This window comes from Haloferax prahovense (genome assembly GCF_000723845.1).
GTDB lineage: Archaea > Halobacteriota > Halobacteria > Halobacteriales > Haloferacaceae > Haloferax > Haloferax prahovense.
On sequence record NZ_LK053001.1, the window covers coordinates 128,877 to 154,661 of the forward strand.

General features: G+C 67.8%; 22 protein-coding genes. 13 read left to right on the plus strand and 9 right to left on the minus strand.

Translation table 11 applies throughout. The features are described 5' to 3' along the window. Positions 1-162 precede the first annotated feature (162 nt). The 4 genes from BN984_RS15645 to BN984_RS15660 all read left to right on the plus strand — a co-directional run bounded on the left by BN984_RS15645 (position 163) and on the right by BN984_RS15660 (position 4,774). Entirely contained in the window at positions 163-1,539 is a 1,377-nt protein-coding gene (locus BN984_RS15645) for an extracellular solute-binding protein (protein WP_081909242.1), read from the plus strand. A gap of 63 nt (positions 1,540-1,602) precedes the next feature. Next, positions 1,603-2,595: a carbohydrate ABC transporter permease gene (locus BN984_RS15650; protein WP_008096891.1), complete on the plus strand. Its 993-nt coding sequence runs from the start codon at positions 1,603-1,605 to the stop codon at positions 2,593-2,595. Beyond that, on the plus strand, positions 2,595-3,593 hold the full coding sequence (locus tag BN984_RS15655; RefSeq protein ID WP_049968680.1) for a carbohydrate ABC transporter permease: 999 nt from the start codon (positions 2,595-2,597) through the stop codon (positions 3,591-3,593). Before BN984_RS15650 ends, BN984_RS15655 begins: the two co-directional genes overlap by 1 nt. Positions 3,594-3,595: 2 nt before the next feature. Further along, a complete protein-coding gene (locus tag BN984_RS15660) occupies positions 3,596-4,774 on the plus strand; it encodes an ABC transporter ATP-binding protein (protein ID WP_049968681.1) in 1,179 nt (392 codons plus the stop codon). 80 nt (positions 4,775-4,854) lie between these two features. On the opposite strand, the gene BN984_RS15665 is transcribed toward BN984_RS15660, so the two are convergent. Beyond that, positions 4,855-5,865 (minus strand): HEAT repeat domain-containing protein, encoded by a 1,011-nt coding sequence (locus BN984_RS15665; protein ID WP_008096894.1) that lies wholly within the window; start codon positions 5,863-5,865, stop codon positions 4,855-4,857. A gap of 124 nt (positions 5,866-5,989) precedes the next feature. Between BN984_RS15665 and BN984_RS15670 the strand changes: the two genes are divergently transcribed. Further along, entirely contained in the window at positions 5,990-6,304 is a 315-nt protein-coding gene (locus BN984_RS15670) for a hypothetical protein (protein ID WP_233517306.1), read from the plus strand. Between the two features lie 45 nt (positions 6,305-6,349). On the opposite strand, the gene BN984_RS15675 is transcribed toward BN984_RS15670, so the two are convergent. Then, positions 6,350-7,606 (minus strand): outer membrane protein assembly factor BamB family protein, encoded by a 1,257-nt coding sequence (locus BN984_RS15675; protein WP_049968683.1) that lies wholly within the window; start codon positions 7,604-7,606, stop codon positions 6,350-6,352. Further along, positions 7,596-8,786, minus strand: a complete 1,191-nt coding sequence (locus BN984_RS15680) for a PQQ-binding-like beta-propeller repeat protein (RefSeq protein WP_049968684.1) — start codon at positions 8,784-8,786, stop codon at positions 7,596-7,598. Before BN984_RS15680 ends, BN984_RS15675 begins: the two co-directional genes overlap by 11 nt. A gap of 127 nt (positions 8,787-8,913) precedes the next feature. Here BN984_RS15680 and BN984_RS15685 point away from each other — a divergent pair, with 127 nt between their 5' ends. Both BN984_RS15685 and BN984_RS15690 read left to right on the plus strand, forming a co-directional pair. After that, complete coding sequence (locus BN984_RS15685; RefSeq protein ID WP_049968685.1) at positions 8,914-10,203, plus strand: outer membrane protein assembly factor BamB family protein; 1,290 nt, start codon at positions 8,914-8,916, stop codon at positions 10,201-10,203. Beyond that, positions 10,200-11,420, plus strand: coding sequence for an outer membrane protein assembly factor BamB family protein (locus BN984_RS15690; RefSeq protein ID WP_008096899.1), 1,221 nt, complete (start codon positions 10,200-10,202; stop codon positions 11,418-11,420). Before BN984_RS15685 ends, BN984_RS15690 begins: the two co-directional genes overlap by 4 nt. A gap of 80 nt (positions 11,421-11,500) precedes the next feature. On the opposite strand, the gene BN984_RS15695 is transcribed toward BN984_RS15690, so the two are convergent. Then, on the minus strand, positions 11,501-12,187 hold the full coding sequence (locus BN984_RS15695) for a helix-turn-helix domain-containing protein (RefSeq protein ID WP_049913720.1): 687 nt from the start codon (positions 12,185-12,187) through the stop codon (positions 11,501-11,503). A gap of 133 nt (positions 12,188-12,320) precedes the next feature. On the opposite strand from BN984_RS15695, the gene BN984_RS15700 reads away from it, so the two are divergent. The 4 genes from BN984_RS15700 (at position 12,321) to BN984_RS15715 (ending at position 16,646) form a co-directional block, all read left to right on the plus strand. Then, positions 12,321-13,139, plus strand: a complete 819-nt coding sequence (locus BN984_RS15700; protein ID WP_049968686.1) for an alpha/beta fold hydrolase — start codon at positions 12,321-12,323, stop codon at positions 13,137-13,139. Between the two features lie 152 nt (positions 13,140-13,291). Beyond that, a complete protein-coding gene (locus BN984_RS15705) occupies positions 13,292-14,158 on the plus strand; it encodes a DUF7847 domain-containing protein (protein WP_008096903.1) in 867 nt (288 codons plus the stop codon). 86 nt (positions 14,159-14,244) lie between these two features. Next, positions 14,245-15,021, plus strand: coding sequence for an ABC transporter ATP-binding protein (locus BN984_RS15710; RefSeq protein WP_049968687.1), 777 nt, complete (start codon positions 14,245-14,247; stop codon positions 15,019-15,021). After that, a complete protein-coding gene (locus BN984_RS15715; protein ID WP_049968688.1) occupies positions 15,018-16,646 on the plus strand; it encodes a hypothetical protein in 1,629 nt (542 codons plus the stop codon). Before BN984_RS15710 ends, BN984_RS15715 begins: the two co-directional genes overlap by 4 nt. A 63-nt stretch (positions 16,647-16,709) precedes the next feature. On the opposite strand, the gene BN984_RS15720 is transcribed toward BN984_RS15715, so the two are convergent. The 4 genes from BN984_RS15720 to BN984_RS15735 form a co-directional block, all read right to left on the minus strand. Beyond that, entirely contained in the window at positions 16,710-17,939 is a 1,230-nt protein-coding gene (locus BN984_RS15720; protein WP_049968689.1) for an outer membrane protein assembly factor BamB family protein, read from the minus strand. 101 nt (positions 17,940-18,040) lie between these two features. Next, complete coding sequence (locus BN984_RS15725) at positions 18,041-18,904, minus strand: HFX_2341 family transcriptional regulator domain-containing protein (RefSeq protein WP_049968690.1); 864 nt, start codon at positions 18,902-18,904, stop codon at positions 18,041-18,043. Positions 18,905-19,437: 533 nt separating this feature from the next. Continuing rightward, positions 19,438-19,845: a PPC domain-containing DNA-binding protein gene (locus BN984_RS15730; RefSeq protein WP_004971991.1), complete on the minus strand. Its 408-nt coding sequence runs from the start codon at positions 19,843-19,845 to the stop codon at positions 19,438-19,440. Between the two features lie 604 nt (positions 19,846-20,449). Then, positions 20,450-21,175 carry an SDR family NAD(P)-dependent oxidoreductase gene (locus tag BN984_RS15735; RefSeq protein ID WP_008096918.1) on the minus strand — a complete coding sequence of 242 codons (726 nt, stop codon included), beginning with the start codon at positions 21,173-21,175 and terminating at the stop codon, positions 20,450-20,452. A gap of 138 nt (positions 21,176-21,313) precedes the next feature. Between BN984_RS15735 and BN984_RS15740 the strand changes: the two genes are divergently transcribed. Continuing rightward, a complete protein-coding gene (locus BN984_RS15740; RefSeq protein ID WP_049968691.1) occupies positions 21,314-22,267 on the plus strand; it encodes an LLM class flavin-dependent oxidoreductase in 954 nt (317 codons plus the stop codon). 96 nt (positions 22,268-22,363) lie between these two features. Beyond that, on the plus strand, positions 22,364-23,188 hold the full coding sequence (locus BN984_RS15745; RefSeq protein ID WP_049968692.1) for a polysaccharide deacetylase family protein: 825 nt from the start codon (positions 22,364-22,366) through the stop codon (positions 23,186-23,188). 27 nt (positions 23,189-23,215) lie between these two features. Here the strand turns inward: BN984_RS15745 and BN984_RS15750 are convergent, their stop codons facing one another. Beyond that, positions 23,216-25,687 carry a dipeptide ABC transporter ATP-binding protein gene (locus BN984_RS15750; RefSeq protein WP_049968693.1) on the minus strand — a complete coding sequence of 824 codons (2,472 nt, stop codon included), beginning with the start codon at positions 25,685-25,687 and terminating at the stop codon, positions 23,216-23,218. Positions 25,688-25,785: the final 98 nt, after the last annotated feature.

A 25,785-nucleotide genomic window follows, 5' to 3' on the forward strand; every position in this document is an offset into this window, starting at 1 on the left:
ATAATCCCTAAATTATAAGTGGCCCTATTTTGATGAACAATTCGGACGATGACAACGAACCCAGAGACGAGCAAGACGACGAAGAAGAGCGTCTCACGACGGCGGTTTATCGCCGCTGCAGGTGCGACGGGAGTCACAGCGGGCCTCTCCGGCTGTGCGAGTATGTTCGGCAACGGCTCCGGCACCGGTGGACAGGTCGGTGAGTCCGAAAGCGGCGGAACGACCGTCGTCTGGGGCTTTGACGCGACTGTCGCACAGGACCACGCGGACCAGCTCCGTACTGCGCTACACGAGAAAGGGGGACTCTCGGACGACATCCGCGTCGAGTTCCAGCCGGGCCAGCCGGACAGCGGGAAGCGCCGGTCGACGTACAACCGGCTCTTGAGCTCTCAGGAGACGACGCCGGATATGTTCATGATGGACAACGGCTGGGTGAACATCTTCATCCAGCGGGGACAGCTCGCTAACCTCTCGGAGGTGCTCCCCGAGAGTGCGCTTTCGACCATCGAAAGCGAGTACTTCGGCGGGTTCACCGAGACGGCCATCGACCCCGCCAGCGGGGACCTGTTCGGTGTCCCGCTGTACCCCGACTACCCGACGATGTTGTACCGGAAAGACCTCGTCGAAGAGGCGGGTTACAATCCGACCGAAGAGAACTGGGCCACCGAGCCGATGACGTGGAAGCGGTGGTCGAATATCGCCGCCGAAACACAGGACGTCTCGGGCGTCGATTACGGCTTTACCACCCAGTGGGATATCTACGTCGGCACCGCCTGCTGTACCTTCAACGAGGTGCTGTCCTCGTGGGGCGGCGCCTACTTCGGTGGTCGAGAGAACCTATTCGGCCCCGTCGGCGAACGACCCGTCACCGTCGACTCGGACCCGGTCGTCAACTCGTTGAATATGATGCGAAAGTTCGTCCACGACGAGAGCTTCGACGGGCAGTTTAGCGACTACGGCGGCGGCTTCACGCCGACGAACATCCTCGGGTGGATCGAAGACAGTTCACTCGCACCGTTCGTCGACGGGAACGCCGTGTTCCACCGCAACTGGCCGTACGCGATTAATCAAGCAGCGTCGGAGTTCGGCGACGACCTCGGGACGATGCCGCTTCCCTACGGTGTCCCTGAAAGCGAGGCGCAGTTCCCCGGGACCGGTGGGTCCACCTCCGCACTCGGTGGCTGGCACATTACTGTCAACCCGAACAGTCAGAAGCTCGACGCAGTCACACAGGTCATCCAAGCGTCGATGCGCGAGGAATTCCAATTGTTCCTTCTGGAGGTCGAGGGGTGGCTACCGCCGCGGGCGAGTCTGTTTAACTCCGAGACGGCTGCGGAGCTCGAACCGGCCGGTGACTACATGGACACGCTCCGCGTCGCCGGTGAGAACACAATGGCTCGACCGGTGACGGCAGTCTGGAACAACCAATCGAGTAAAATCGCGGAGCAGGCCAATCGCGCGGTCGGACAAGAGGTGTCTTCGTCCGAGGCGATGGCGACGCTCCAGTCCAGTCTCGAAGAGACTGAGAGAGACAACTGACGAGTTGAGAGCTTTACACTCAACAGATCAAATCATGAGTTCCACACCTCTCAGAGGGGTAGTATGAGCGCCGATACGACTGCAAAGTCGGTACGCGAGTCACGGCAGTCGGGGCCAGTCGTCGCCTTCTTGCGGTGGCTGGAGAACCTGAGCGACACGCAGTACGCGTACCTGCTGTTGACCCCGGTATTCGTCCTGCTCGGTATCGTGGCCATCTACCCGCTCTTGCGGACGTTCGAGCTGTCACTATACGCCGTCTCGACCGACCTCTCTAGTGTCCGTTTCGTCGGTCTCGACAACTACGTCGCGCTGTTCACCGGGGAGAAAAACCGGTTCCTTCCCGGTGGGACGACGTTCCTCCCGACTGGGTTCGACGCCGCGAGTCTCCTCGATAGCGCCCTCGTAATTACCCTCATCTTCGCCGTGGCCAGCGTACTGTTCGAGACCCTCATCGGACTGGGGCAAGCGCTCGTCTTAGATCAAGACTTCTATGGCCGGCGGTGGGTCCGTGCGGCGATTATCATTCCGTGGGCCGTCCCAATCGTCATTCAGGGGATGATGTTCTTTTTAATGTTCGACTCAAACGTCGGGTTCGCCACGCCGATTCTCGCCGACCTCGGAGTAGTGGCGCCGACCAACACATTGAACGACACGGTCAGCGCGACGTTCATCATTATCGTCGCCGACATCTGGAAGACCTCGGCGTTCATGGCGCTACTCATCCTTGCCGGGCTCCAGAGCATCAATCGTAGCCTGTACGACGTGGCTCGTGTCGCCGGTGCGAGCAAGTGGCAGCAGTTCAGATACATCACGCTCCCGCTCATCCTGCCGACCATCGGGGTTGCGGTGTTATTCCGCTCGGTGCAGGCGATGCGCGTGTACGGTATCATCGATACTGTCTCGAGTTGTACCGTCGTCCCCTCACTCTCCTGCATGGTCGTCTCGACGTTCAACACGCACGAGGGGACGTCGGCCGCCATCGCGTTCGTTACGGCGGCCATCATCGGCGTCGTCGTGATGGGAATCATCCTGTGGCAGGGGGAGGACGCGATATAATGTCCAGCGAAATCGAGGATACGTCAGACGATACCGGGCCGCTCGCACGGTGGGCGCGGAATGCGATCCACAACCCACGACGCGTGTACCGAGCGTTGTTCTACGTCGCGATGGCGTTTTTTATGGTCACGACAGTGTTCCCGTTCTACTGGTTACTCGTCCTCGCGGTGACACCACAAGAGAATCTACTTTCCGGGAGTTTCCTCCCAACTGTCGACCTGTTCGGCGTCAGCGGTACGTTTCCGCTCCCCGTTCCGAAGGGATTCAATCCGACAGCGTTCGTTACCGTCTTCGAGCAGGTTCCGTTCCATCTGTACGTGCTGAATAGCTTCGTGCTAGCTGCCACGACGACAGTTATCGTCCTCGTCGTCGCGAGCCTCGCAGGTTACGTGTTCGGACGGATCGAGTTTCCCGGGCGCGCGCTGTTGATGCTCGGTATCCTCGCCATCAGTTACTTCCCGCCGGCAGCGTTCGTCATCCCGCTGTTTCAGGCGTTCGCCGGTAACGCCCCGATAACGATTCCGTTCGTGGGTATCCCGCTCTTCACACCACCCCGACTGCTGAACACCCCGGGGTCGATGGTCATGCCGTTCAGCGCGCTGTTCCTGCCGCTGTCGATATTCATCCTCACGACCTTCTACGGGCAGATTCCCGACGGGTTGGAGGACGCGGCGCGGGTGGAGGGAACGACCCGACTGGGCGCGCTGTTCCGCGTCATCGTGCCGCTTTCGGCACCCGGCGTGGCGACCGCGGGCGTCCTCACGTTCATCAGCGTCTACAACGAGTACTTTTTCAGCTCGATTATGGCGACGTCGCCCGAAGCGTCCAAGTGGTCGCCAATCGTCGGCGGGATTCTCAGCTACCAGACCCAGTACACGACGCAGTACAACCTCATGGCCGCAGCGAGCGTTGTGGGGGTCATCCCGGTCGTCGTCCTCGTCATCATCGCACAGGAACGCATCGTCAGCGGACTGACCGCAGGAGCACTTAAAGAATAACAATGGCACGACTACGACTCGAACACGTAAGCAAGCACTACGACGACGTAACGGCGGTCGACGACATGAACCTCGACATCGACCACGGCGAATTCATCTGCTTTGTCGGCCCATCGGGGTGTGGGAAGTCGACGACGATGGAAAGCATCGCTGGACTTACGAAGCCGAGTGAGGGCGAAATCCACATCGGCGACCGCAAGGTAACGAACCTCCCGCCGAAGGACCGCGGGGTCGCGATGGTGTTCCAGAACATCGCGCTGTTTCCCCACATGGACGTCTATGACAACGTCTCCTTCGGGCTTCGCCTCCGCAACTACGACAAGGAGGAAATCGAGCGCCGCGTCGAACGCGCCGCCGAAATCGTCCAACTGGAGGGAATGCTCGACCGTATGCCCGACGAGATGTCCGGCGGGCAGCGACAGCGCGTCGCCATCGCCCGCGCCATCGTCCGTGAGCCCGATGTCTTCCTCATGGACGAGCCGCTAGCGAACCTCGACGCGAAGCTCAAGGTGCACATGCGGACTGAACTCCAGCGCCTGCACAAGGAACTGGACACGACCATCATCTACGTCACCCACGACCAGGAGGAAGCGATGACGCTCTCAGACCGTATCGCCGTCCTCGACGCCGGCCAGCTCCAGCAGATCGACCCACCGCTCGTCTGTTACAACGAGCCGGCGAACCTGTTCGTCGCCGGCTTCATCGGCTCGCCGTCGATGAACTTCGCTGAGGCGACAGTCACAGAAGACTCGCTTTCGACGGCGAACTTCTCGCTCGCGTTCGATCCGGCGTCTGTCGAGGCTGTGGACGTGGGTGACGAGGTGACTGTCGGAATTCGTCCCGAAGATATCTATCCCGGCGGAACGCGCGTCGAAGTGGAAGACCCCTCTTCGCTCATCTCCACGCGTGTCGATATTCTCGAACCGATGGGCGACGAGATATTCGCGTACATGCTGTTGGGCGAAGGCCGAACCTCGATGGACCAGTCAGGGACTGATGACCAGTTGCTGATGAGCGTTGAGCCCGACTCGACGATTCGAGAAGACACGGCCGTCGAAGTGGTGATAGACCGGGGGAACGTCCACCTCTTCGATACGGCGTCAGGAAACGCACTCGTCCACGGCCTCCCCCCCGTTTCAGCCGAGTTAGAGACCGAGACGACGGCCGACGCAGACGACTGAAGCGACCCGGCAACCTCGCCGTCGGCGACGGCGAGACGCAGTAACTCCCGGAGGCTACCGGAAGTAACCGCGCGCTCGACTCAGTACGGAGCGCCACAGCTCGGACACATCGGCGGCGCGCCCTCGGGAAGGTCGATACCGCAATGGGGGCACTCCCCGTCCACGTCTGGCGACGTCATCTCGTCGACTGCGTCGTCGGTCGTGCTCCGAACGCCGGCCAGCGACCCAACGCCTTCGACCGGTGACTCCGCTGATTCCCCCTCCGACGCCGCCCGGAGAAATCGGACCCGTTCGGCGACGAACTCGGCCGCTTCGTCGGATTCCGCGTCGAGAACCGAATCCGGTACCCGAACCGCCTCGCCGCTCCCGCGGGCCGACAGTCCGAGCGCCTCGGCGGCGCGGCCCCGGACGAAGGCGTTCTCGTCGGCGAGTCGAGCCGAGAGCGCCGCCCGAGCCTCGGCGAGCGAATCCGGCGCGTCGCAGCCGACGACCGCCACCGCCGTACAGAGGTGGTAGCGAACGAGTTCGTCCCGGTCGTCGAGGTGGTCTGCGAGCGTCGAGACGCGGTGGCGAAGTCGACCGGGGTCGCCGAGCGCAACGCATTCGAGCGCCTTGGCCAGCTTCTGTTTCACCTCGGGTTCGTCGAACGAGAGACCGACGCGGAGGTCCGCGAGCACCTCCGGCGAGGCGACCGCATCGGAGTGTTCGAGCGCGACGTAGCCCAGCGCCTCGGCCGACCGGGCGCGGACGTAGTAGAACTCGTCCTCGTCGGCGAGTCGCTCGGCGAGCGACGGAACGGCGGGAGCGACCGCGTCGGGAGCGGCCTCCGCGACCGCGACGAGCGCTTTCGCGGTCAACAGCCGGGCGGCGCGGTCGTCGTCGGTGAGAAACGGCGTGACAGCGGGGAGGAGCGACCCGAACGCAGTCGGCCGGTCGTCGGCGAGGCGTCGAAGCTCTCGGAGCGCCCGTTTTCGGTCCTCGGTCGACGCCGTTCGGAGCTCCCCGAGCGACCCGCTCACCGCCTCGTAGGCGCGGTTTTCGACTGCTTCGACGAGGCGCTCCAGCGGGGGCGCGTGACGTGTGTCGTCCATCGGTTCGTGCTCCTCGTTAGCGAAGTATCTCCTCGGTACGTCAATAAGTTGGTGGGAGACCGCGTCGTCGACACCGAACAGAACAGACAAAAAGACTACATTTTCGCGGAGCGACGACAGAACCGTGAGCCCGATTACGCTTGCCGCGGCGGCGCTCCTTGGGAGTGTGGCCGCGGCCGCGACGTATCGACACGCGAGACGCCGCGACCGAAACCCGACGAGGTGGAGCGGGGAGGTCGGAGCGACGTTCCTGCTCGCGCCACTTCTCGCGGCCGAAGTGGGACTCGACGCCGTCCGAACAACGCTGGTCGCCACGTCCTCGGCTGGGGTCGTCGAGGCGGTCCCTCCGGTGGCGTTCCACGGCGTGACTATCGCTGTTGGGCTGGTCGCCGGTGCGGCGGCACTCGTCCACTACCGGCGTGCCGCGGTGGCCGGGTAGTCGAGTCGAAGCGACGCGAGGCAACGAACCACGTCGTCCTCGCGGTCACTCCAGCGGGAACCGCGCGACTGCGCCGTCGTCGACGTACGAGACGAACACCGACGCCGGCTCGACGCGGAGGGAAAGCCGGCTGTGCGATTCGGGTTCGTACGACCACCGCGTCTCGCCCGTCTTCCGGGAAAGCACCTCGAAGCCCCGGTCCCAGACGGCGACGACGCGGGAACCCGTGACGGCGAGCGAGTCCAGCGACGGGAGTCCGGTTACGGTCTGCCACCGCCGCGTGCCGTCGAGGTCGAATCGGTCGATTCGGCCGAGAATCCCGCCGTCGGGGTCGTCGACACGGCTCCCGACGAACACCGCGTCGTCCGTGGCCTCGACCGCCCGAATCTGATAGCCCACGGGGTTCGCCCACCGCTTCTCGCCCGTCTCGCGGTCGAACGCGAGCAGTCCCTGACGGCCGTCCGGTCGGTCGCGGGTGAGATACACCTGCGACCCGAGGACAAGCGTACGTCCCACGTCACCGATGGAAATTCGCCACCGAACACTCCCGTCCGACGGTCCGTAGGCCGTCAGCGTCCCGTCCCACGCGGCGACGACGAGCTGGGAGTCCGCGACGGCCCTCGGGTACCACCGCTGGGTGTCGGTCCGCCACCGGACGCTCCCGTCCGCCGGCGAGAGCGAGACGACGCGCGATTCGGTCTCGCTCACCGGTACGCGAACCACGACCGAGTCGTCGGCGACACCGTCGAGGGAGTACGACGAAACCGCCCGTTCGAAGCGTCGGTCGCCAGTCTGTGGGTCGTATCCGGTGAGCGTGCTCTCGGGGCCGGCGAAGTCGAGTTCGGCGACGAGTGACCCGGTGCGGACGAGTCTCGCTCGATGGGCCGTACCCTCGTCGCGCCACAGTTCGTCGCCCGAAGAATCGACCGCGTAGAGGTCGCCGTCGGTGCTGTGGACGTGGTACGGGCCGCCGGACGCCGGGGCGACGGGTCGCGTCTCTATCGGGCCGCCGGTCTCGAACCGGACGGCGGTCGACCCGTCCTCGCGCCGCAGGCCGTACAACGCCTTGTCCTGCATCCCGGCGAGGACCAGTCCGTCGGTGACGGCGGGCGGGCCGGCCATGAACGCCCCGTCGATATCGCGTCGCCAGACCGGTCGTGGCCCGCCGAGCCCCGGAATCGAGCTACAGCCGGCGACGGAGAGCGAGCTGACGGCCGCGAGCGTCCCGAGCACCTCGCGGCGGGTGACGGTTTGCTCCCGGCTTCCGGCCGAACCCGTCCGCTCCGGAGGCTCACTCGGCATCGAGCACCTCCGCGTCGAGGCGAGCGAGTTGCCATTCCTGTCCGACGTAGACGCCGTCGCCCGCGGCGACGACCCAGTTCACCGTGCCGCCGTCGAGGTAGCCCTCGAACCGGTATTCACCGAGGAGAGCGCCGTCGGTCGCGTGGACGTACAGCGCGGTCGGGTCGAACGGGACGGTCCCGCTGTGCCCCCGGACGAGGATGTCCGCCCCCACGACGGTCACCAGTCGGTCGCCGACGCGGGTCGGTCCGCAGGTCACGGGGCCAGCCAGTTCGCGCCGCCACAGTCGGGTTCCCGTCTCGGCGTCGAAGGCGTACAGGAAGTAGTCCGCACCCCCGACGTACACGCGGCCGTCGGAGACGAGCGGCCGGGCGAACACGGTGTTTCGAAGCGACCCACGCCAGCGAACCTCGCCGGTCGCCGCGTCGAGCGCCAGTAGCTCCTCGGTCGCGCTCCCGACGAAGACGGTGTCCCCGGCGACTGCCACCGACGACGGCGACGGACCCACGTCGACGCGCCACGATTCGGAGCCATCCGTGGCGAACCGGCGAAGCGTTCCGTCGAGGACGGGCGCGACGACGCCGGCTTGGGAACCGTCTCCGGCGGGTACGGAGGCGGGCGCGCCGGCGAGCGACGCCGGAAGTTCGGCGCGAAAACGCCGCTCGCCGTCCTCGCGGGACAGCCCGAGCAGTCGGTCTACAACGTCGTTTTCGGTGCCCGAGATGGGGAAGACGACGGTGTCGTCGGCGACGACCGGCGGGTACTGAACGACGCCCGGGTCGGCTCTGTCGACGCCCGTCAGTCCGGTGTCCCACACTCGCTCGCCCGCCTCGTAATCGACCGCCGTGGCTCGCCCCGCCTTCGAGAACAGGTACGCGTGCCGGTCGTCGACGCCGAGGGGTGAGCGGTAGCCCTTCCGGCCGGTCACCGTCCAGCGCTCCTCGCCGGTCTCGGGGTCGAGCGCGGACACCATCGGGTCGGCGTGAAACGGACTTCCAGTCCCGACGAGCAAGGGGCCGGACGACGGGCGCAGGGCGCGGGTCGGAGTTCGCACGCCCGCCGTCCACGCGGTCGGCATCGGGAGCGAGTCGTCGTGGCCCGTGAGGCTCGCACAGCCGGCGAGGCCGGCGGCGAGCGCCGGAATCGTCTTCAGCGCGTCGCGTCGCGAATAGGAGGGCATCAGCGAGGACGTGTGGTCCGGCTGATAATACTCCTGTTGGTTCGGACGGCGGCGGGACCGGTCGCGAGGGCGGGTCTCCGAGCGGGGAGCCACGAAGGTTTTTATCTCGCGCCGAGACGGCGGTCGTATGCTCTCCAGACGCGAGGTACTGGCCGCCGGCGGAGTCGCGCTCGCGGGCGGAGTCGCCGGGTGCGGCGGCTCCCTACCGGCTCCGGACGCGACGTTCGACGCGCCGACGACGGCGTGGCCGACCACCGGCTACGACCCACAGGCGACGGGCCACGCACCGACCGGCCCGTCCGAGGGAACCGTCTCGTGGAGCGTCTCGCGGGGGAGCCTCGACCCGCCGCTCTACGGCGCGCTCGCCCCGCCGGTCGTCGCCGACGGCACCGTCTACGTCACCGGAGTCGCTACCCACTATTACAGGCCGGACGACTTCGTGAGCCCGCTGGCCGCGATTGACGCCGCGTCCGGGTCGGTCCGCTGGGTCGAAGGCTTCGCGGACGGGCTCGGCGGCGGCCCCGCGGTCGTCGGCGACGACCACGAAACCGTCGTCGTCGGCAGTTACGACGGCACGCTCCACGCCGTCGGTGCCGACGGGTCGAGCGAGTGGACTGCGGACCTCGGCGGCCGGCTGGGAACCCCGACGGCGTACGGGAACAGACTGTACGTCGAAAGCGGGAGCGGCCGCCTGCACGCCGTCGGAAGCGACGGGAGTCGGCTGTGGGCCGCCGACCGGCCGGGGGCGCTCGAACTCCTCGTCGGCCCGGACGAGCCGGTCGAGACGACGATGCCCGTCGCCGACGACCGCGGCGTCTACGCCGCCTTCACGCCGTTCGAGCGGGAGCGCGAGGCGGTCGTCGTCCTCGGCTACGACCACGGCGGCGGGCGGCGCTGGCGGACGGTGCTCGACGGTCGGTACGGCCGGTCGCCCAACGGCCTCGCCGTCACCGACGACGCGCTGTACGCGACCGTCGGCGGAACCGTCTACGCGCTCGCCCCCGACACCGGCAAGGAGCGCTGGCGGTTCGTGACCGGCTCGGAGGCCGCCGGCCCGCCGACGGTCGACGGCGAGCGAGTCTACGTCGGCGCGAAGAACCTCTACGCGCTCTCCCGGACCGATGGCGTCGAGCGCTGGCGCGTGGTGAACGAAGCGCCGCCGAGCCACGACCGCGACCCGACGACCCTCCCGTATCTCGCTCGCCCGCCCGTCGCCGACGGGCGAGTCTACCTCCGAACCGGAGCCGTCGACGCCGCCGACGGGACGCGGCTGTGGGGCGGCGACGCCGACGAGTGGCTCCAGTCGGGGAACTACTTCGCCGAACCGTACTACAGGCGGCCGATGGCGTCGCCGGTCATCACCGAGGAGGCGATGTATCTGACCCACGCGCACCGCGGGGTGGTGAAGGTCGCATGACCGACACCGGCCAGCGACCGACTCGGCGGCGACTCTTGGCGAGTCTCGGAAGCGCCGCCGTCGGCGCGGCGGGCTGTCTCGGAACGCGGTCGGAGCACAACCCGACGAGCGGGGAGTGTCCCGAGTACGACCCCGTCGAGCCGGCGACCGCGGACTGGCGCGGCGTGATGGGTCCGACGACGAACACCGGGGCCGTCGCGTCCGAGGCTGTCCCCGAAGGTGACCTCACTGTCGATTGGACGGTGCCCGTGGAGACCCACGTGGGCCACCACGTCCCGGTTGTCGCCGACGGCACCGTCTACGTCCACGACATGGACGACGAACTCTCCGCGGTCGACGCCGACACGGGCGAGCGAGTGTGGACCAGACCGCTCACCGACCCCGAACCCGCGCCCGCAGTCGGCGACGGAACGCTCGTCGTCGTGACCCGCGAGGAGACCCACGCCTTCGACGCGGCGACGGGTGACCGACGCTGGAAACGGGAGGGACTCGGCGGCGGCATCTTCGGTGCGAGCCCCATCGTCGCGGGCGACACCGTCTACGTCCAAGCGGGCGTCGCGACTCACGCGCTGTCACGTTCGACCGGCGAGACCCGCTGGCGGGCCGCGACCGGGTTCCCCTCCGACTCGACGCCTGCCGTCGCCGACGACACCGTCTACACCGCCGGCGACGACACCTACGTCCGGGCACTGGCGGCGGCCGATGGGACGGAGCGCTGGCGTGCGAAGACGAGCGCCCGAATCGCGTGCAACGTCTCGGTGGTCGAGGGGACCGTCCTCGTCGGGACCGGTGCCGGGAGCGTGCTCGGACTCGACGCCGAGACGGGTGAGGAGCGCTGGCGCTATCGACTCGAACCGCAGCGAGCGGGCGGCGAGAGTCGACCGAGGCAGCCCGAGACCATCGCGACCGACGGTAGCCGGGTGTACGTCGCGACCGACGACCGGTTGGTCACGCTCGCGTTGGCCGACGGGACCCGCTGCTGGGACAACCGAAACTACGCCGGAAGCTACGCGAGCGGCATCGCCGTCGGCGCGGGGAACGTGTTCGTCCCGACGCACGACGACAGCGGGGGAGCGGTAACCGTCCTCGACGCCCCCACCGGAAACACGCGACAAGAGCTGGCCGCGGGCAAACGCCAGCGCTTCGACATCGGTCCGAGCATCGCCGAAGGCGGCGTCTACTTCGCCGGCCGGAGCGCCGTCGTCCGACTCAGTTAGGGCGGTCTTCGGGCGTGACCGACCCGAGTGGTTCGTCGAGTTCGTCAGTTCCGGCTCGTCAGTTCCGGTTCGTCGACCCGTCAGTTCGGAAGCGGCGGCCACGTCGTCGCCACCGTCTCGGCGATGAGCCGGGTCTGCGCCCGTCGGAGTCGCTCGGAGGTCGAAGAAGCGGCGATGCCGAGTTCGTCGGCGACCTCCCGCAGGGTTGCCCCGCGGGGGATGTCGAAGTAGCCAAGTTCGTACGCCGTCCGGAGCGCCTCGTCCTGTCGGTCGGTGAGCCCCTCCCCCGGTGGTTCGGGGTCGCCGTCGCGGGCGAGGCGCCGGAGTCCGAAGCCGGCGTTCCGCCGCCAGAACGATGCGAATCGCCCGAACGCGTCGCGGTCCGCGAACCAGCCGGTCTGCCGCCAACCACCCGGTTGGGCCTCGATGCGCTCGATGATGGCGTCGGCGGTGGCGAGGGCCTCCAGTCCGGCGAGGTCGTCGAGGCTGTCCCCGAGCTGTTCTTCGAAGCTCAGCGCCGGGACGGCCTGATACCGGCGGGTCTCGCCCGACTCGCCGATTCGCGTCCAGTCGGCCACGTCGACGGCGTCGTCCATAGCGGTTTCGAGTGCCCGGTGTGCCCCGCCGGTGGCCGTCACGATGAACATCGGCCGCTCGCCGTGATTGTACTGGAGTTCCAACGCGAGCGTCGCCTCCGGAACCGCCGCCGCGACCCCTGTCAGCGGGAGCGCGTCGCAGTCGATGTCGAACTCGGCGATGAGACCCATACGTCCGCCGTCTCGGCGGTCGGTCATGGGCGTGTCGAAGCGGCCGAGACGGTCGCCCGCCCTCGGAGGCCACTTAAACGACCGCACGCCTGAGAGTGCGACTTAGCCGCCGCCGGCGACAAGCGAGGCCGCGATGCAACCGATTCGATTCGAACGCGGAACAGAACTGTCCGACGAACGATTCGGGAGCGGCGCGCCGCTTCTGTGCTGCCACGGCGGGATGGCACCGCCGGCGTACTGGGACGCGGTCGTCCCGCACCTCGACGGCTACGAGGTCGTCGTCCCGGAGCGACCCGGCTTCGGTACCTGCCTGGACGACGCCGAGACGACGCCCGCCGAGGCGGTGCTGGAGCGCGAGGTCGAGTACGTCCGGGAAGTCCTCGACGAGATTCGCGAGGCGACCGGACGCGACCCGGCGCTGTTCGGTCACTCCTACGGCGCGCTCACGGCTCTCGAAGCGGCGACCGACGCGCGGGTGGCCGCCGTCGCCGCCTACGAGCCGGCGGTGCTCCCGGAGGCGTACCGGAGAGAGGCGGACCTCTCGGAGCGCATGGCCGCGCTCGTCGAGGCGGGAGAGCGGCGCGAGGCGGTCAAACGCTACGTCGAGCAGGTGCTCCACCCCGACGGCATCGACGACCTCGACGCGTGGCTCGACGAGTGGCCCGTCTGGCCCGACTGCGTGGCCCTCGCCGAGGAGGTCGTCCGGATGAACCGCGCCGTCGAACGCTACCGGCTTCCGGCCCGCTTGGACGTTGACGCACCCACCGTGGTCATGGCCGGCACCGGGGGCCCGGACTTCCTCCGCGAGAGCGCCCGAAACGTCCACGACGCTCTGCCGACCAGCCGGTTCGTCGAGTTCGACGCGCTCGGCCACGGCGGCCCCGGTGACGACCCCAAACGGGTCGCGGCCGCGGTCGATTCGTTCCTCCGAGACAGGGGCAGTCACGCGTGAAAACATCGATTACACGGGTACAGGTGTAATCACAGTCTCGGCGATACGAGCCGTCTCGCGTTCGTTCGCGACCGAATCTCGGGTCTGAGACCGGACGCGCGAGACGACCTGTCAACCCAACATTCTTTGCTCGGTGCGGAGACGTGGTCGGTATGGCAGCCCTCCAATCCATCGGCACAGCCGCCGGGTCCCTCAGACGGAACCCGATACTGTTCGTCGTCGCCGCGGCGTTCAGCCTCGTCCAACTCCCGTCGCTGTTCGCGCAGACGGTCAGCCCGCTCATCGGAAGCATCGTCTCGCTGGGATTCAGCGGCCTCACCGTGTTCGTCGTCCCGTTCTTCCTCGGTGGCGTCCTCGGCATGGCCAACGAGGCCATCGACGGTCACACCTCGCTCGGGACGCTCGTCAACGAGGGGAAGTCGCACTACGTCTCGCTGCTCGCGGTCTACTTCAGCCTGCTCGCGGTCAACCTCGTGTTGGCATTCATCGGCGTCTTCGCAACGCTGTTCTTTGGCCTCCTCGTCATCGGGAGTGGCAGCCAACCGGGGACCGCCACGCTCGCGATTCTGGGCGTCATCGTCCTCGCCGTGACTCTCACCTACCTCGCCGTGGTGTTCGTCTCGCAGTTCTTCGGCCACGCCATCGTTATCGACGACCTCGGCGCGGTCGACGGCGTCAAGCGCAGCATCTCATGCGTCAGGAACAACCTCGTGTCGGTCTTCGGCTACTCGGTCATCGTCGGACTCGGGGGCCTTCTGGCCGGCGTGGTCGGCGGCGTGGCCTCGCTCCTACTCACCCCGTCGCTCCAGCATCAGGGGGCCGCAGTGGCAGGGTCGGAACCCGGCGCGACCGCCGCGTCGGCGTTTTCGGGACTCCCGACCGTCGGCGTCGTCGGCATGGTCGCCATCGCGGTCGGACTCGTGCTCGTCAGTGGTCTCGTCGGCGGTTTCTTCGCCGCCTACTCGACCGCGTTCTACCGGTCGATTCGACCGGCGAACTCCGAGGGAGTAAACGCCTGACGACGCTGCGAACCGCCGCCATTTCTGTCGGTCGTGTATCAATTCGCAACCGTTAGGCGTCCGGGGGGCGAAACGCGGGCCGTCCCATGCCCTCCACCAACGCGGACGTCGCCGTCGAAGCGACTGACCTCAGGAAGTCCTACGGCTCCGAGGTCGCGCTCGACGGCGTTTCGCTGTCGATTCCGAGCGGAACGGTGTACGGATTCCTCGGGCCGAACGGCGCGGGGAAGACGACGACGATGCGCATCCTGACGGGGCTCTCACAGCCCACCTCGGGGTCGGTCCGCATCTGCGGGCTCGACGTGAGCGACCGCAGGAAACTCGCGCCGCACGTCGGCTACCTCCCGGAGACGCCGCCGCTGTACGACGAGTTCAGCGCCCGCGAGCAGCTCGATTACGTCGCCGACCTCCGCGACATCCCGCCGGAGACCGCCGAGGCGCGCATCGACGACCTGCTCGACCGGTTCGGCCTCGTCGGCGACGCGAACAAGCGCATCGGCACGTACTCGAAGGGGATGAAACAGAAGACCGCGTTCATCCAGAGCGTGCTCCACGAGCCGGACGTGCTGTTTCTCGACGAGCCGACCTCCGGGCTCGACCCCCGCGCAGCGAGACAGATTCGGACCTCCATCGGCGACGTGGCCGACTCGGGGGCGACGGTCTTCCTCTCGACGCACATCCTCCCCGTGGTCGAGGCCGTCGCCGACGAGGTCGGCGTCCTGTTCGACGGCCGCGTCGTCGCCGAAGGGACGCCCGACGAGGTGAAATCGCGCGCCCAGACGGGCGGCGAGGGCTCGCTCGAAGACGCGTTCCTCGCGGTCACGAGCGACGAGACGCAACTGTCGGGTGTCGCCGACGAATGAGCCTCCGACGAGACGTTCGCCACGGCCTGCGAATCGGGCGCGCCGAGTTCGTGCGAAGCCTCCGAGGGTACGCCTCCGAGACGCGCCGAATCATCGGTCTTCTGTTGCTCTTGCTGTTCTTCGGCGGCAGCCTCCTGTTTTCGCTCCCGGCCGTCTACGTCGTCGGCCGGGGCGCGCAGTCCGTGACCGAGATTCCCTTCTTCGACCTCGTCGCCACCGCGATACCGGTGGGGCTCGCGCTCCTCGCGACGTTCCGAACGCTCGAACGCATCGGCCGCGTCGAAAACGAGTCGCTCGTGCTCACGACAGTCCATCCGCAGGCAGTCGTTATCGGGCTCATTACCGCCGAGATCGCTCGAATTGGACTCTGGTTCGGGCTCCCGCTCGCGGTCGTCGCCGCGACGTTCACGGCCGGCCTCGGCGCGCCGTCGCTGTTGTTCACGACGGCCGTCGTCGCGGCCCCGCTGGCGTGCTGTACGACCGTCTGGGGCTACGCGGCCGGCGTCGCCGTACTCCGCGCGTTCAAGCGCCTGCCCGGCGTCCGGCGCACGCTCAAGGTCGTCGGCTTCGTCGCGATGGTTGGACTCGTCCTCGTCTCGCAGTCGTTCGGTCGGTTGCTGGCCGAGGGGTCGCTCCCGCTCGAGTGGCTGGCGGCGACGCTGACGTTCGGCCCGCTCGCAGACTACCTCGCGCTCGCATTCGTCGGGACCCCGCTCGCCCGACCGTTCTCGGCGGCCGCCGTCGTCACCTTCGCGGCCATCGTCGCGCTCACGCCCGTCGGCCTCGTCGTCGCCACCCGACAGGCGAGCGCCCTCTGGTTCACCGACCGCGCGACCGGGGGCGACCGGGGTTCGTCGGCGGCGAGCGCGGAGGCGAACGGCTCGCCCGGCGGCTTCTCGACGCCGAAACCGCTGGCGGCGACGAGCGGCGGCCACGTCGCGTGGGGCCTGCTCGTCCGCGGCGTCCGCCACCCCCAGAAGTTCACGCACCTCGTGATGCTGGCGTTCTTCCTCGGCCCGCTCGGCACGACCATCGTCCAGTCCTCCGCCGACGGCCTCGGCCCGCTGCTCGCCGCGAGCGGGGCCGGCCTCGGCACTTACCTCGCGGGCGCGACGTTCGGTCTCAACCCCATCGGCGACGACCGACCGCAGTTCCCGATGTTGCTGTTGACTCCGACTGCGCCGCAGGAACTGGTTCGCGGTCGCGTGCTCGCCGGCGTGATTCTCGGCGTGCCGGTCGCCGCGGCGCTCCCGCTGGCGGCCGTCGCCCTCGGCACATCGCCGCTGTCAGCGGTCGGGTTCGCGCTCGTCGGCGCCCTCATGTGCGTCGCCGCGGCGGCCTTCTCGGTCGGCATCGGCGCGGCGTACCCGATATACGAGGAACGCGAGTTCTGGGGCGCGACGACCGTCGTCCCCTCGACGCTCGTGTTGATGGCGTTCATGTTCGTCGTCGGCCCCGGCACCGTCATCGGCCTCGTCGCCACGTGGTTCGGCGTCACCGGGCACCTCTCCGCGACGCCGCTTCTCGCCGCCGGACTCGGGCTGTACCTCCTCGTAACCGTCGGCGTCTCCTACGGGTCGTACCGGTACGCGGTTCGACGGTACCGGACGTACACGTTCGAGTGACGACGAGCGCGTCGTGGGGACGCGAAACTCGGCGTCGGCAACCGCGGCGACGGCCCGCTGGCCTCAGTCCGCTACGCGGAACACGCCGGGGTTCCTTCCCGTCCCGGCGAAGTAGAGTTCCGACCCGCGGACCGACAGACCGCCGGTGGGTCGGGCGTCGAGCGCCGTCACCCACAGTTCGTCGCCGGACGCCGCCGAGACGGCGTAGAGTCGGTCGTCGCTCGCCACGAAGCGAGTATCGCCGGCGACGACCGGCGGCCGGGCGAACGTGTCGGCGTCGAGCGACAGCGTCCACTTCGTCGCGCCGTCGGCGGCGTCGAACGCGGCGAGGCTCCCCCGCGAGGACTGGACGTGGACCGTGTCGCCCGCGACGGCGGTCTGCGGGCTTCCGTTCTCCGGGAGCGGAACCGACGCCCGCCACTGCGTCGACCCGTCTTCGAGAGCGAGGGCGAACACGTTCCCGCGGTGGGCGTTATAGTAGAGGTGAGAGTCGCCTATCGCGAGCGGGACGCCGGTCTGCGGGAGGTCCTCGCGCCGCCACCGCTCCTCGCCGGTCGCGGCGTCGAGTGCGGCGACGCCGGTCTGCTCGTGGTCGGCACCAACGGTCGTGTAGACGACGCCTTCGCCAGCGGCGAGAACGGTAGACACCTCACCCGGGTCGTACGTCCACCGCTCCTCTCCGGTCGCAGGGTCGCGCCCGAAGACGGGCGCGCTCCCACCATCGACAAGCGTCCCCGCGGCGAGTATCGGCGCGTTCGCGGAGGTCCCGTACCCGCCCTCGCTCGTCCGCCAGCACCGCTCGCCGGTCCGGGCGTCGTAGGCCGCGACGAACTCCGCGGTCGAGACGAACATCGCGTCGCCGGCGAGCGTGGGCGTGGACTTGCCGTACGCGTAGTCGACAGTCCACGCGTCGTCGGAGTCGGCGGGAGCGGCCTCCGAATCGAGGTCGAGCGCGCGGTAGACGCCGTCCTCGCCGTCCCCGTCGCTGTAGCCGAGCACGCCGCGCCCGCCGGCGAGCGCGACCGAGGTGGCGAGCGCCGCGTCGCCGGACGCGATTCGCTCGACGCTCGCGTCGGCCGACGGACCGGAGTCGGTGGTGTGGCCGGTGTTGGCGAAATCGCGCTGGTACGTCGGCCACGCACCAGTCACGTCGCCGACCGGCGCGTCACGTCGGTAGTCGCGCTCGACATCGAGGGCACCGATTGCGCGGGCGACACAGCCTGAGAGCGACGCGAGGGCGGTCGCGCCGCCGGCCGCGAGGACGGCTCTGCGCGTGTGCATGTTGGAGGGCATACATGTCTGTGTCCCGTCGCTACCGTACTAACAGTTGCCCTTGGAGCGACAGGGATAGGCGGTGGCGTCGGGGGCGGTGACGGCGGGAGTCGCGACTCGTCCTACCGATTCTCGACGAGTGCGTCGACCGGGTTGTCGAGGGCGAAGTCGACGTTCTCGGACGGGTCGTCGGTCCGGGCTTCGAGGTCCGAGACGACCGACTCGGCGCGGTGGCGGAACGCGCGGAGCGTCTGTCTGCCCTCCTCCGTGAGTTCGAGGTAGCGGCGGGTTCCGCGCTGGGTGACGGTGACGTAGCCCTGATGTTCGAGCGTCGCGGTGACGCGGTTGTCGAGGACGTTGTAGTCGCCGGTGACGGGTTCGTAGTCGGCCGCCTCGCCGTCGACGCGGCCGCGCATGAACTGGAGGCCGTAGCGGGCCGCCTCGGTGATGAGCGTCTTCTTCTTCGCGTGTTTGGCGTCGGTGTCGTGGGCCTCGATGATGGCGAGCGCGGCGACCTGGTCGGGAGAGGGCGAGTCGATTTGGTAGGTCGTCAGGAGCGACGCCTGCGCGAAGCCCTCGGTGACCGGCGCGTCGAGGCCGTGCGGCCGGACCTCCGGGTCGACGACGTACGGTTCGGCGTCGGTGCGTTCGTCCATGCAGGCCATCGTCGCGCCGACCGCCGCGCGTTTGGTGCCGGCGGTGACGTTGACGCGGACGAAGTCGTCGGGGTGCCAATCGGCGATTGTCGTAATCGCGCCCATCACCTCGTACATGTCGAAGAGGTCGAGGTACTCGACGTCGGGCGGGGTGCCGACCACGTCGGCGATGAGGTCGACGACCGCATCGTGGTAGGTCGGGCGCTCGACCGCGGGGTCCTCGTGTTCGAGGAGGTAGACCTTGTCCGGCCGGTCGTCCTCGATGGGGCCGACGATGCGGTCGTGTTCGCGCCACAGGGGGACGATGTGAACGCGGAGGTGTCGTTTCATCTGTCACTCTCGGCCACGACCCCCCGCGTCGAAAGTCATTCGGTTGGGAGATTCACCCGTAAGTGAACGATAGAGCGCCCATAAACGCCGAATGGCGAACAATACACGCTATTCATGCTACTCACGTAACTTACGGTAGTTACTGGGGAACCGCCAATATGGGTTGTCGACTACGAATAGTTGCCGCCGGCCGCGCTCCAACGGACCGGCGGTTGCGACCCGCCGACGGCGGCGCGACCACCGGTCCCCGGTCGCGTCCCCGCGGCGGACCCCGCGTCGGCGGACGACCCCCCGAAACCCTCGTTCGGTGCGCTCGGGGCGTCGGCCAGTCCGCCGACCACGCGCCCTCCAGCCCCCTCGCTTCGGCCCTCCACCGCCGGCCGACGCCCCGACAGCACCGTCTTTTTCTCCGAACCTCACTCGTCGCCCGACGAGCGCGGCGCTCTCGACCCGCGGCGGGCGCACAAAAAACGACCGAGTGTCCGCACCGCGATTCACGCGGGTCAGGCCGGTTCAGTTCGGTCCGGCCCGGTTCAGATGTCGAACACGTCGAGACCGGTCCGCTCGTCGAGGTGGTGAGTCAGCGGCGTCTCGCCGAGGTGGATGACGACCTCGAACGTCCCGGAGACGCGCGCGCCGGAACAGTGGCCGCCGAGCGTCTCGAAGTCGCGCGTGCCGACCTGAATGTGCGTGTGAATCTTGTCGGGGCCGATGTTGCCGAGGAAGCTCGTCACCTCGAACTGGCCCGTGAACTCCTCTTCGAGGTACTCCTGGTCGCCCACGTCGTAGTGGCCGAGCGTGACGGAGTCGACCGCGCCGATACCCGTGAGAAAGCCGTGTTCGATGTCGAACTCGTCGCGCACCGTCGCGAGCGAGTCGAGGACCTGTTCGCCGGGGTCTAGCCTGACGACGACCGTGTCGTCTTCTTTGACGTAGTCCATGGTTGTGCCCGAGCGTCCGGTACAGGGCCGGCGGCGTAATATGTTTTGAAAGGCTCAACGTTGCGGGACGAACGGGGTTCCAAATTGTTAGACGCCTGGATAATCACAAGAATAGTCGGTTCAGACGAATGTTAGTCGAGTCTCGTTCTCGACTCCCGCCCGCCCACTTTCACACCAAATCGATGACCGCGGCCCCCTTCCTATTCGCCAGTATCCCCAGAGTACCGGCCCGTAATAGACGGTCTCGCTCTCGAATAGACAGATTCGGTCGGCGGAGTGGTCGTCGAAATCGCGGATGACCACGGACACGACAACCAATCCGACCGCGCTCGTCCGGTCGTCGTCTCGGACGCACAGAAAGTGGGGAGAATCCGTCACAGAGGCGAAATAACGCGTTTTCTCGCGGGGCAGCGTTATCGCGACCGACGGGCGAGGCGTGTCGAACCGACGGAGAGACCGACCGACGGCGAATCGCTCGAAGGTATTCGGACGAGCGACGTTAATTCTGTTATTTGATATATATTTGTTTTTGTCATATTTGACCACCAACTCGGTTCGGCCCGGTGCAACTCGGCACTGTCCGTGACCGCGGTCGGCCGGCGCGTCACCGGAGCATCGACCCGCCGTCGACCGTCAGCACCGTGCCCGTCACGTAGCCCGCGCCGTCGCAGAGGAACGCGACCACGTCGGCGACCTCCTCGGGCGTCCCGATGCGTTCGAGCGGGAGATCGGCGGCGTACTCGGCGAGCGCCTCTTCGGTCCAGAGGTTCGACTCGGTGAGAAGCGGCGTCTCGACGAGCCCCGGCGCGACGCAGTTGACGCGCACCTCGGGGCCGAGCTGTTTCGCCAGCCCCTTCGTGAGCCCGAAGACGCCCGCCTTCGACGAGGAGTAGTGGACGCCGCCGGTCGCGCTTCCGCGGAGGCCAGCGACGCTCGACACGTTGACGATGGCGCCCTCGCCGCGCTCGACCATGGCCGGCGCGACGGCGCGGGCGACGACGTACTGCCCCTTGAGATTCACGTCGAGGACGCGGTCCCACTCGTCTGGGCCGAGGTCCGCGAGAGAGACGGCCCGCGAGATGCCCGCGTTGTTCACGAGCGCCGCCACGTCGGCAACCGATTCGACCGCCGCCACGGCGTCCGCGACCGCGTCGGGGTCGCGAACGTCGACCGCGAACTCGTGGACGCGCTCGTCGCCCCAGTCCGTCTCGCCGGCCTCGATATCGAAGCAAGCGACGTAGTCGTACTCCGCTCGGAGTCGCTCGACGACCGCCCGACCGATACCGCTGGACGCGCCGGTCACGACTGCCGCGCGCTGATTGTCCGTCATGTGGTTCGGGAGGACGCGAACCGTAGTACGTGTTGGGGTGGCGGCGAGCGGTACTGTCGCGGTCGAGAGTGGTTCGAGCGACGTGGTCGAGGCGAGTGGAGTGGTAACTGTTTTCGTGGTTGCGCGTGAGCCGTTCGTATGCAGTTCGCAGTCAACGTTCCGACCAGCGCCGGCGACTCCGTTCACTCTCAGTTGGCGTTCTGCGACGAGATTTCGTGGGACGCGCAGGTCGAGTTCGCCGTGGCGATGGAGAACCTCGGCTTCGACGGCGTCGCCGTCCCCGACCACGTCATGACCGGCAGCGGCCCCACGACGGAGTGTTTCGTCACGCTGGCCGCCATCGCCCGCGAGACCGAGGACGTGTACCTCTACCCGAAGACGGTGAACAACCACTTCCGAAACCCCGCGCTCCTCGCCAAGCAGGCCGCGACGCTCGATTCCGTGAGCGACGGCCGACTGAAACTCGGCATGGGTGCCGGCTGGAAGGAGAGCGAGGCGCGGGCCTACGGCTACGACTGGCCGGACGCGCCGACTCGACTCCGGATGCTGGAGGAGTCGATTCGGATGCTCAAGCGCCTGTGGACCGAGGAGACGGTCAGTTTCGACGGCGACTACTACACCCTCGACGAGGCGATGTGCCGGCCCCACCCCGTCCGAGACCCGCATCCGCCCATCATGGTCGGCGGCGGTGGCGAGTCGTTCACGCTCCGAATCACCGCACAGTTCGCCGACTCGTGGAACTTCTGGGGGCCGCCGGAGGTGATGCAACACAAACTGGACGTGCTCGAACGCCACTGCGAGGGCTACGGCCGGCCGTTCGAGGAGATAGAGCGCTCGTGGTTCGCGCGGTGTCTGCTCCGCGAGGACGAGGCGGAACTCGACGCCCTGCTCGACGAGCACTTCCCGCGGTTCAAACCCGAGAACGTCGCCGACAGCGAGTACCCGCTCGTCGGCACGCCGGAGCAGGTCCGCGAGCGACTGGAGACGTTCGACGAGATGGGCTTCGGCGAGGTCGTCGTGGAGTTCGTGGACTTCCCCGAGACCACGAGCGCCGAGCTGTTCGCCGAGCGCGTCGCGCCGGCGTTCCGGTAAACTGCGGGTCGGGAGTCCCCGAAGCGCTCCGCGCGGGTCGCACCCCGAGAGTGCGGCATGGAAACAGCTATCACATCTATTTTCGTACGTCGAAGCGTGACTCACCACAGCGTCTGCCTCACCTTCGACTTCGACGGCGTCTCGTCGTGGATACACTCGTTCGAATCGCCGGACAGTCCGACGAAACTGTCGAGAGGACTCTTCGGCGTCGACGTGGGCGCGCCCCGCGTCCTCGACCTCTTGGACGAGTTCGGCGTCGAGACCACCTGGTTCACGCCGGGCCACACCATCGATAGCTTCCCCGAGGCCGCCGAGGAGGTGTGGAGCCGCGGCCACGACGTCCAACACCACGGCTGGTCGCACACCCGCCCGCGACAGTACGAGTCGCGAGAGGCCGAGTACGACGACGTGAAACGCGGCGTCGAGAGCATCGTGGACCTCACGGGTCGGCGGCCGACCGGCTACCGCTCGCCGTCGTGGGACTTTTCGACCCACACGCTCGGCATCCTCGACGAACTCGGCTTCGAGTGGGACTCAAGCCAGATGGCGACCGACTTCGAGCCGTACCGCGTCCGCGAGGGGTGGGCTGCCCCCGCCGACGCGCCGTTCGAACGCGGCACCGAGACCGACATCGTCGAGGTGCCCGTCTCGTGGCAACGCGACGACTTCCCGGCGTTCGCCTTCAACCGCGAGCGGGGCTACGCGAACGAGAAAGCGGTGTTCCGCCAGTGGCGCGAGCAGTTCGACTGGATGGTCGACAACGTCGACGGCGGCGTGTTCGTCCTCACGATGCACCCGCAGGTCATCGGGCAGTCCCATCGGCTCGCCCGGCTCGAATCGTTCGTCGAACACGTCGCCGACGCGCCGGGCGTCGCCTTCGAAACCGTGGACGAAGTCGCCGACCGATTCGGGTCGGCGTGAGGGCGAGATAAAGACGGCGGCGCTTTTTCAGGAGTAGTGGTGACAGCTGACGATACGGTCGAGTTCGTCGGGCGAGTCCAGCGCCGGCACCTCGGAGGTACAGACGCTGGGCTCGACGAACGTCTCGGTCAGGAGCGACGCGGCGTCGCGCCACGCGCCGTCGGCCGCGAGCGAGAGCGCGCGCTCCACGGTCGTACCGGCGTCGCCGGCGGGGAGGCCGTCTGGGAAGTAGGTCGCGCGAGCATCGTCGGCGACGACATCCGGGGACTCGCGCTGGACGGCTCTGACGAACCGGCGCACGCGGTCCCACTCCTCGTCGCCGAGGTCGAGTTCCGCCGGGGCGACGAGGCTCGGACACCGGGTGTGGAACCGGCAGCCGCTCGGCGGGTGAATCGGCGACGGAACGTCGCCGGACAGCGGGACGGTCTCGCGGGACACCCTGGGGTCAGGAACCGGAATCGACGAGAGTAACGCCCGCGTGTAGGGGTGTTTCGGCGACTCGAACAGGTCGTCCTTGTCGGCGAGTTCGACCAGTTCGCCGAGGTACATCACGGCCACGCGGTCGCAGACGTGGCGGATGACGCTCAGGTCGTGGCTGATGAAGAGGTACGTCAGCCCGAACTCGTCCTGAAGCTCTTTCATCGTGTTGAGCACCTGCGCCTGCACCGACGCGTCGAGCGCCGAGGTCGGCTCGTCGCAGACGATGAAGTCGGGGTCGACCGAGAGCGCCCGCGCGAGGTTGACCCGCTGGCGCTGGCCGCCGGAGAACTGGTGCGGGTAGCGGTTGTAGTGGTCGGCGTCGAGGCCGACCGTCTCCAGCAGTTCGCGCGCCCGGGCCTCGCGTTCGCCCTCGTAGAGCCCGTGGGCCTGCATCGGCTCCTCGACGATTTCGCCGACGGTCATCCGCGGGTCGAGCGACGCCTGCGGGTCCTGAAAGACGAACTGCATGCGCTTGCGGCGCTTGCGAAGCTCCTCTTTCGACAGTTCGGCGAGGTTCTCCCCGTCGAAGACGATGTCGCCGGAGGTCGGGTCGACCAGCCGAAGGAGCGTCCGCGCGAGCGTCGACTTCCCGCAGCCGGACTCGCCGACGAGGCCGAGCGTCTCGCCGGGCAGGATGTCGAACGAGACGCCGTCGACCGCGCGAACGTACTCGCGGTCGACCGAGAAGGGAAGCAGTCCCGCGTCGCGGTCGAACCGGAGGCGGTCGAGGAAGCCGTCGCTCGCGTCGAAGTACTTCCGCAGGTCGCGCACGCTGAGCAGTGGGTCGGCGTCGGGGTCGAAGGTGGAACCGGTACCGGTGTCGGCGGCGTCGTCGGCCGAAGCGGAATCCGACTCGGCGGCGGCCGACCCGGAGGCGGGCGCGGCGTCGTCGAGCGGGACGCTCTCCCAGTAGCCCGCCTCGGCGAACGAGTCGTTGCGCAGGCACGCCGCCCGGTGCGGCGCGGCGGCGACTTCGGTGACGGCGGTTCCGTCGCCGGCCTGTATCGCCACGTCACCGTCTCCCTCGCCGCCCTCGACGACGAGTCGGGTGTCGGGGTGGACCTGCAGACACGCCTCTCGGGCGTGCGGACACCGCGTGTGGAAGCGACAGCCGCTCGGCGGGTTGATGGCTTCCGGCATGATGCCCTCGATGGGCGACAGACCGTCCACGTCGCGGTCGGGCCGCGGAATCGACCCGAGGAGCGCCTCGGTGTAGGGGTGTTTCGTGTCGTGAAAGAGGTCGTCGACGGTCGCCTGCTCGACGATTTCGCCGAGGTACATCACGGCCACGCGGTCGCATATCTCGGCGACGACGCCCATGTCGTGGGTGACCCAGACGAACGACGTGTCGTAGCGGGCCGCGAGGTCCTTCACGAGGTCGAGAATCTGCGCCTCGACGGTCACGTCGAGCGCGGTGGTCGGCTCGTCGGCGATGACGAGGCTCGGTTCGCACGCGAACGCCATCGCGATGAGGACGCGCTGGCGCATCCCGCCGGAGAACTCGTGGGGGTAGTCGTCCATCCGGCGTTCGGCCTCGGGGATACCGACCTCGCGGAGGCGCTCGACGGCGATGGCCTCGGCCTCGGCCGCCGACACGTCGCGGTTGAGCCCGATAATCTCGCTCAACTGCTCGCCGACGGTGAACACCGGGTTGAGGCTCTCCGTGGGGTCCTGAAATATCATCGCGATTTCGCGGCCCCGAATGCGCTCGCGAATCTCGCGGCTCGACAGCATCTCGGGGTCCTGCCGCGGTTCGTCGTCGGGGTCGTCGCCGCGCTCGACGCCGACGAGCAGGTCGTCTTCGAACCGGACCTCGCCGTTGGCGATGACGCCCGGCGAGTCGATGAGGCGCATGATGCTCCGCGCCGCGACGCTCTTTCCGGCGCCGCTCTCGCCGACTAGGCCGAGCACTTCGCCGCGCTGTACCTCGAACGAGATACCGTCGACGGCCCGGACGGTCCCCGCGTCGGTGCGGAAGTGGGTGTGCAGGTCGCGGACGGTGAGTAGCGTATCAGACATTGGTCGTGGAGTGGTGGGGGGCGTCGGTGCGTGAGATGGGTGCCTCTGCAGAGCCGCGAGAGCGAGTTCCGACGCCGTCCCGGGGAGGGAGCGATAGT

What these genes read in the sequence shown, in the direction of transcription:
- BN984_RS15645 (WP_081909242.1), top strand. Translation starts at nt 163, where the DNA reads ATGTTCGGCAACGGCTCCGGCACCGGTGGACAGGTCGGTGAGTCCGAA.
- BN984_RS15650 (WP_008096891.1), top strand. Translation starts at nt 1,603, where the DNA reads ATGAGCGCCGATACGACTGCAAAGTCGGTACGCGAGTCACGGCAGTCG.
- BN984_RS15655 (WP_049968680.1), top strand. Translation starts at nt 2,595, where the DNA reads ATGTCCAGCGAAATCGAGGATACGTCAGACGATACCGGGCCGCTCGCA.
- BN984_RS15660 (WP_049968681.1), top strand. Translation starts at nt 3,596, where the DNA reads ATGGCACGACTACGACTCGAACACGTAAGCAAGCACTACGACGACGTA.
- BN984_RS15665 (WP_008096894.1), bottom strand. Translation starts at nt 5,865, where the DNA reads ATGGACGACACACGTCACGCGCCCCCGCTGGAGCGCCTCGTCGAAGCA.
- BN984_RS15675 (WP_049968683.1), bottom strand. Translation starts at nt 7,606, where the DNA reads ATGCCGAGTGAGCCTCCGGAGCGGACGGGTTCGGCCGGAAGCCGGGAG.
- BN984_RS15680 (WP_049968684.1), bottom strand. Translation starts at nt 8,786, where the DNA reads ATGCCCTCCTATTCGCGACGCGACGCGCTGAAGACGATTCCGGCGCTC.
- BN984_RS15685 (WP_049968685.1), top strand. Translation starts at nt 8,914, where the DNA reads ATGCTCTCCAGACGCGAGGTACTGGCCGCCGGCGGAGTCGCGCTCGCG.
- BN984_RS15690 (WP_008096899.1), top strand. Translation starts at nt 10,200, where the DNA reads ATGACCGACACCGGCCAGCGACCGACTCGGCGGCGACTCTTGGCGAGT.
- BN984_RS15695 (WP_049913720.1), bottom strand. Translation starts at nt 12,187, where the DNA reads ATGGGTCTCATCGCCGAGTTCGACATCGACTGCGACGCGCTCCCGCTG.
- BN984_RS15700 (WP_049968686.1), top strand. Translation starts at nt 12,321, where the DNA reads ATGCAACCGATTCGATTCGAACGCGGAACAGAACTGTCCGACGAACGA.
- BN984_RS15705 (WP_008096903.1), top strand. Translation starts at nt 13,292, where the DNA reads ATGGCAGCCCTCCAATCCATCGGCACAGCCGCCGGGTCCCTCAGACGG.
- BN984_RS15710 (WP_049968687.1), top strand. Translation starts at nt 14,245, where the DNA reads ATGCCCTCCACCAACGCGGACGTCGCCGTCGAAGCGACTGACCTCAGG.
- BN984_RS15715 (WP_049968688.1), top strand. Translation starts at nt 15,018, where the DNA reads ATGAGCCTCCGACGAGACGTTCGCCACGGCCTGCGAATCGGGCGCGCC.
- BN984_RS15720 (WP_049968689.1), bottom strand. Translation starts at nt 17,939, where the DNA reads ATGCCCTCCAACATGCACACGCGCAGAGCCGTCCTCGCGGCCGGCGGC.
- BN984_RS15725 (WP_049968690.1), bottom strand. Translation starts at nt 18,904, where the DNA reads ATGAAACGACACCTCCGCGTTCACATCGTCCCCCTGTGGCGCGAACAC.
- BN984_RS15730 (WP_004971991.1), bottom strand. Translation starts at nt 19,845, where the DNA reads ATGGACTACGTCAAAGAAGACGACACGGTCGTCGTCAGGCTAGACCCC.
- BN984_RS15735 (WP_008096918.1), bottom strand. Translation starts at nt 21,175, where the DNA reads ATGACGGACAATCAGCGCGCGGCAGTCGTGACCGGCGCGTCCAGCGGT.
- BN984_RS15740 (WP_049968691.1), top strand. Translation starts at nt 21,314, where the DNA reads ATGCAGTTCGCAGTCAACGTTCCGACCAGCGCCGGCGACTCCGTTCAC.
- BN984_RS15750 (WP_049968693.1), bottom strand. Translation starts at nt 25,687, where the DNA reads ATGTCTGATACGCTACTCACCGTCCGCGACCTGCACACCCACTTCCGC.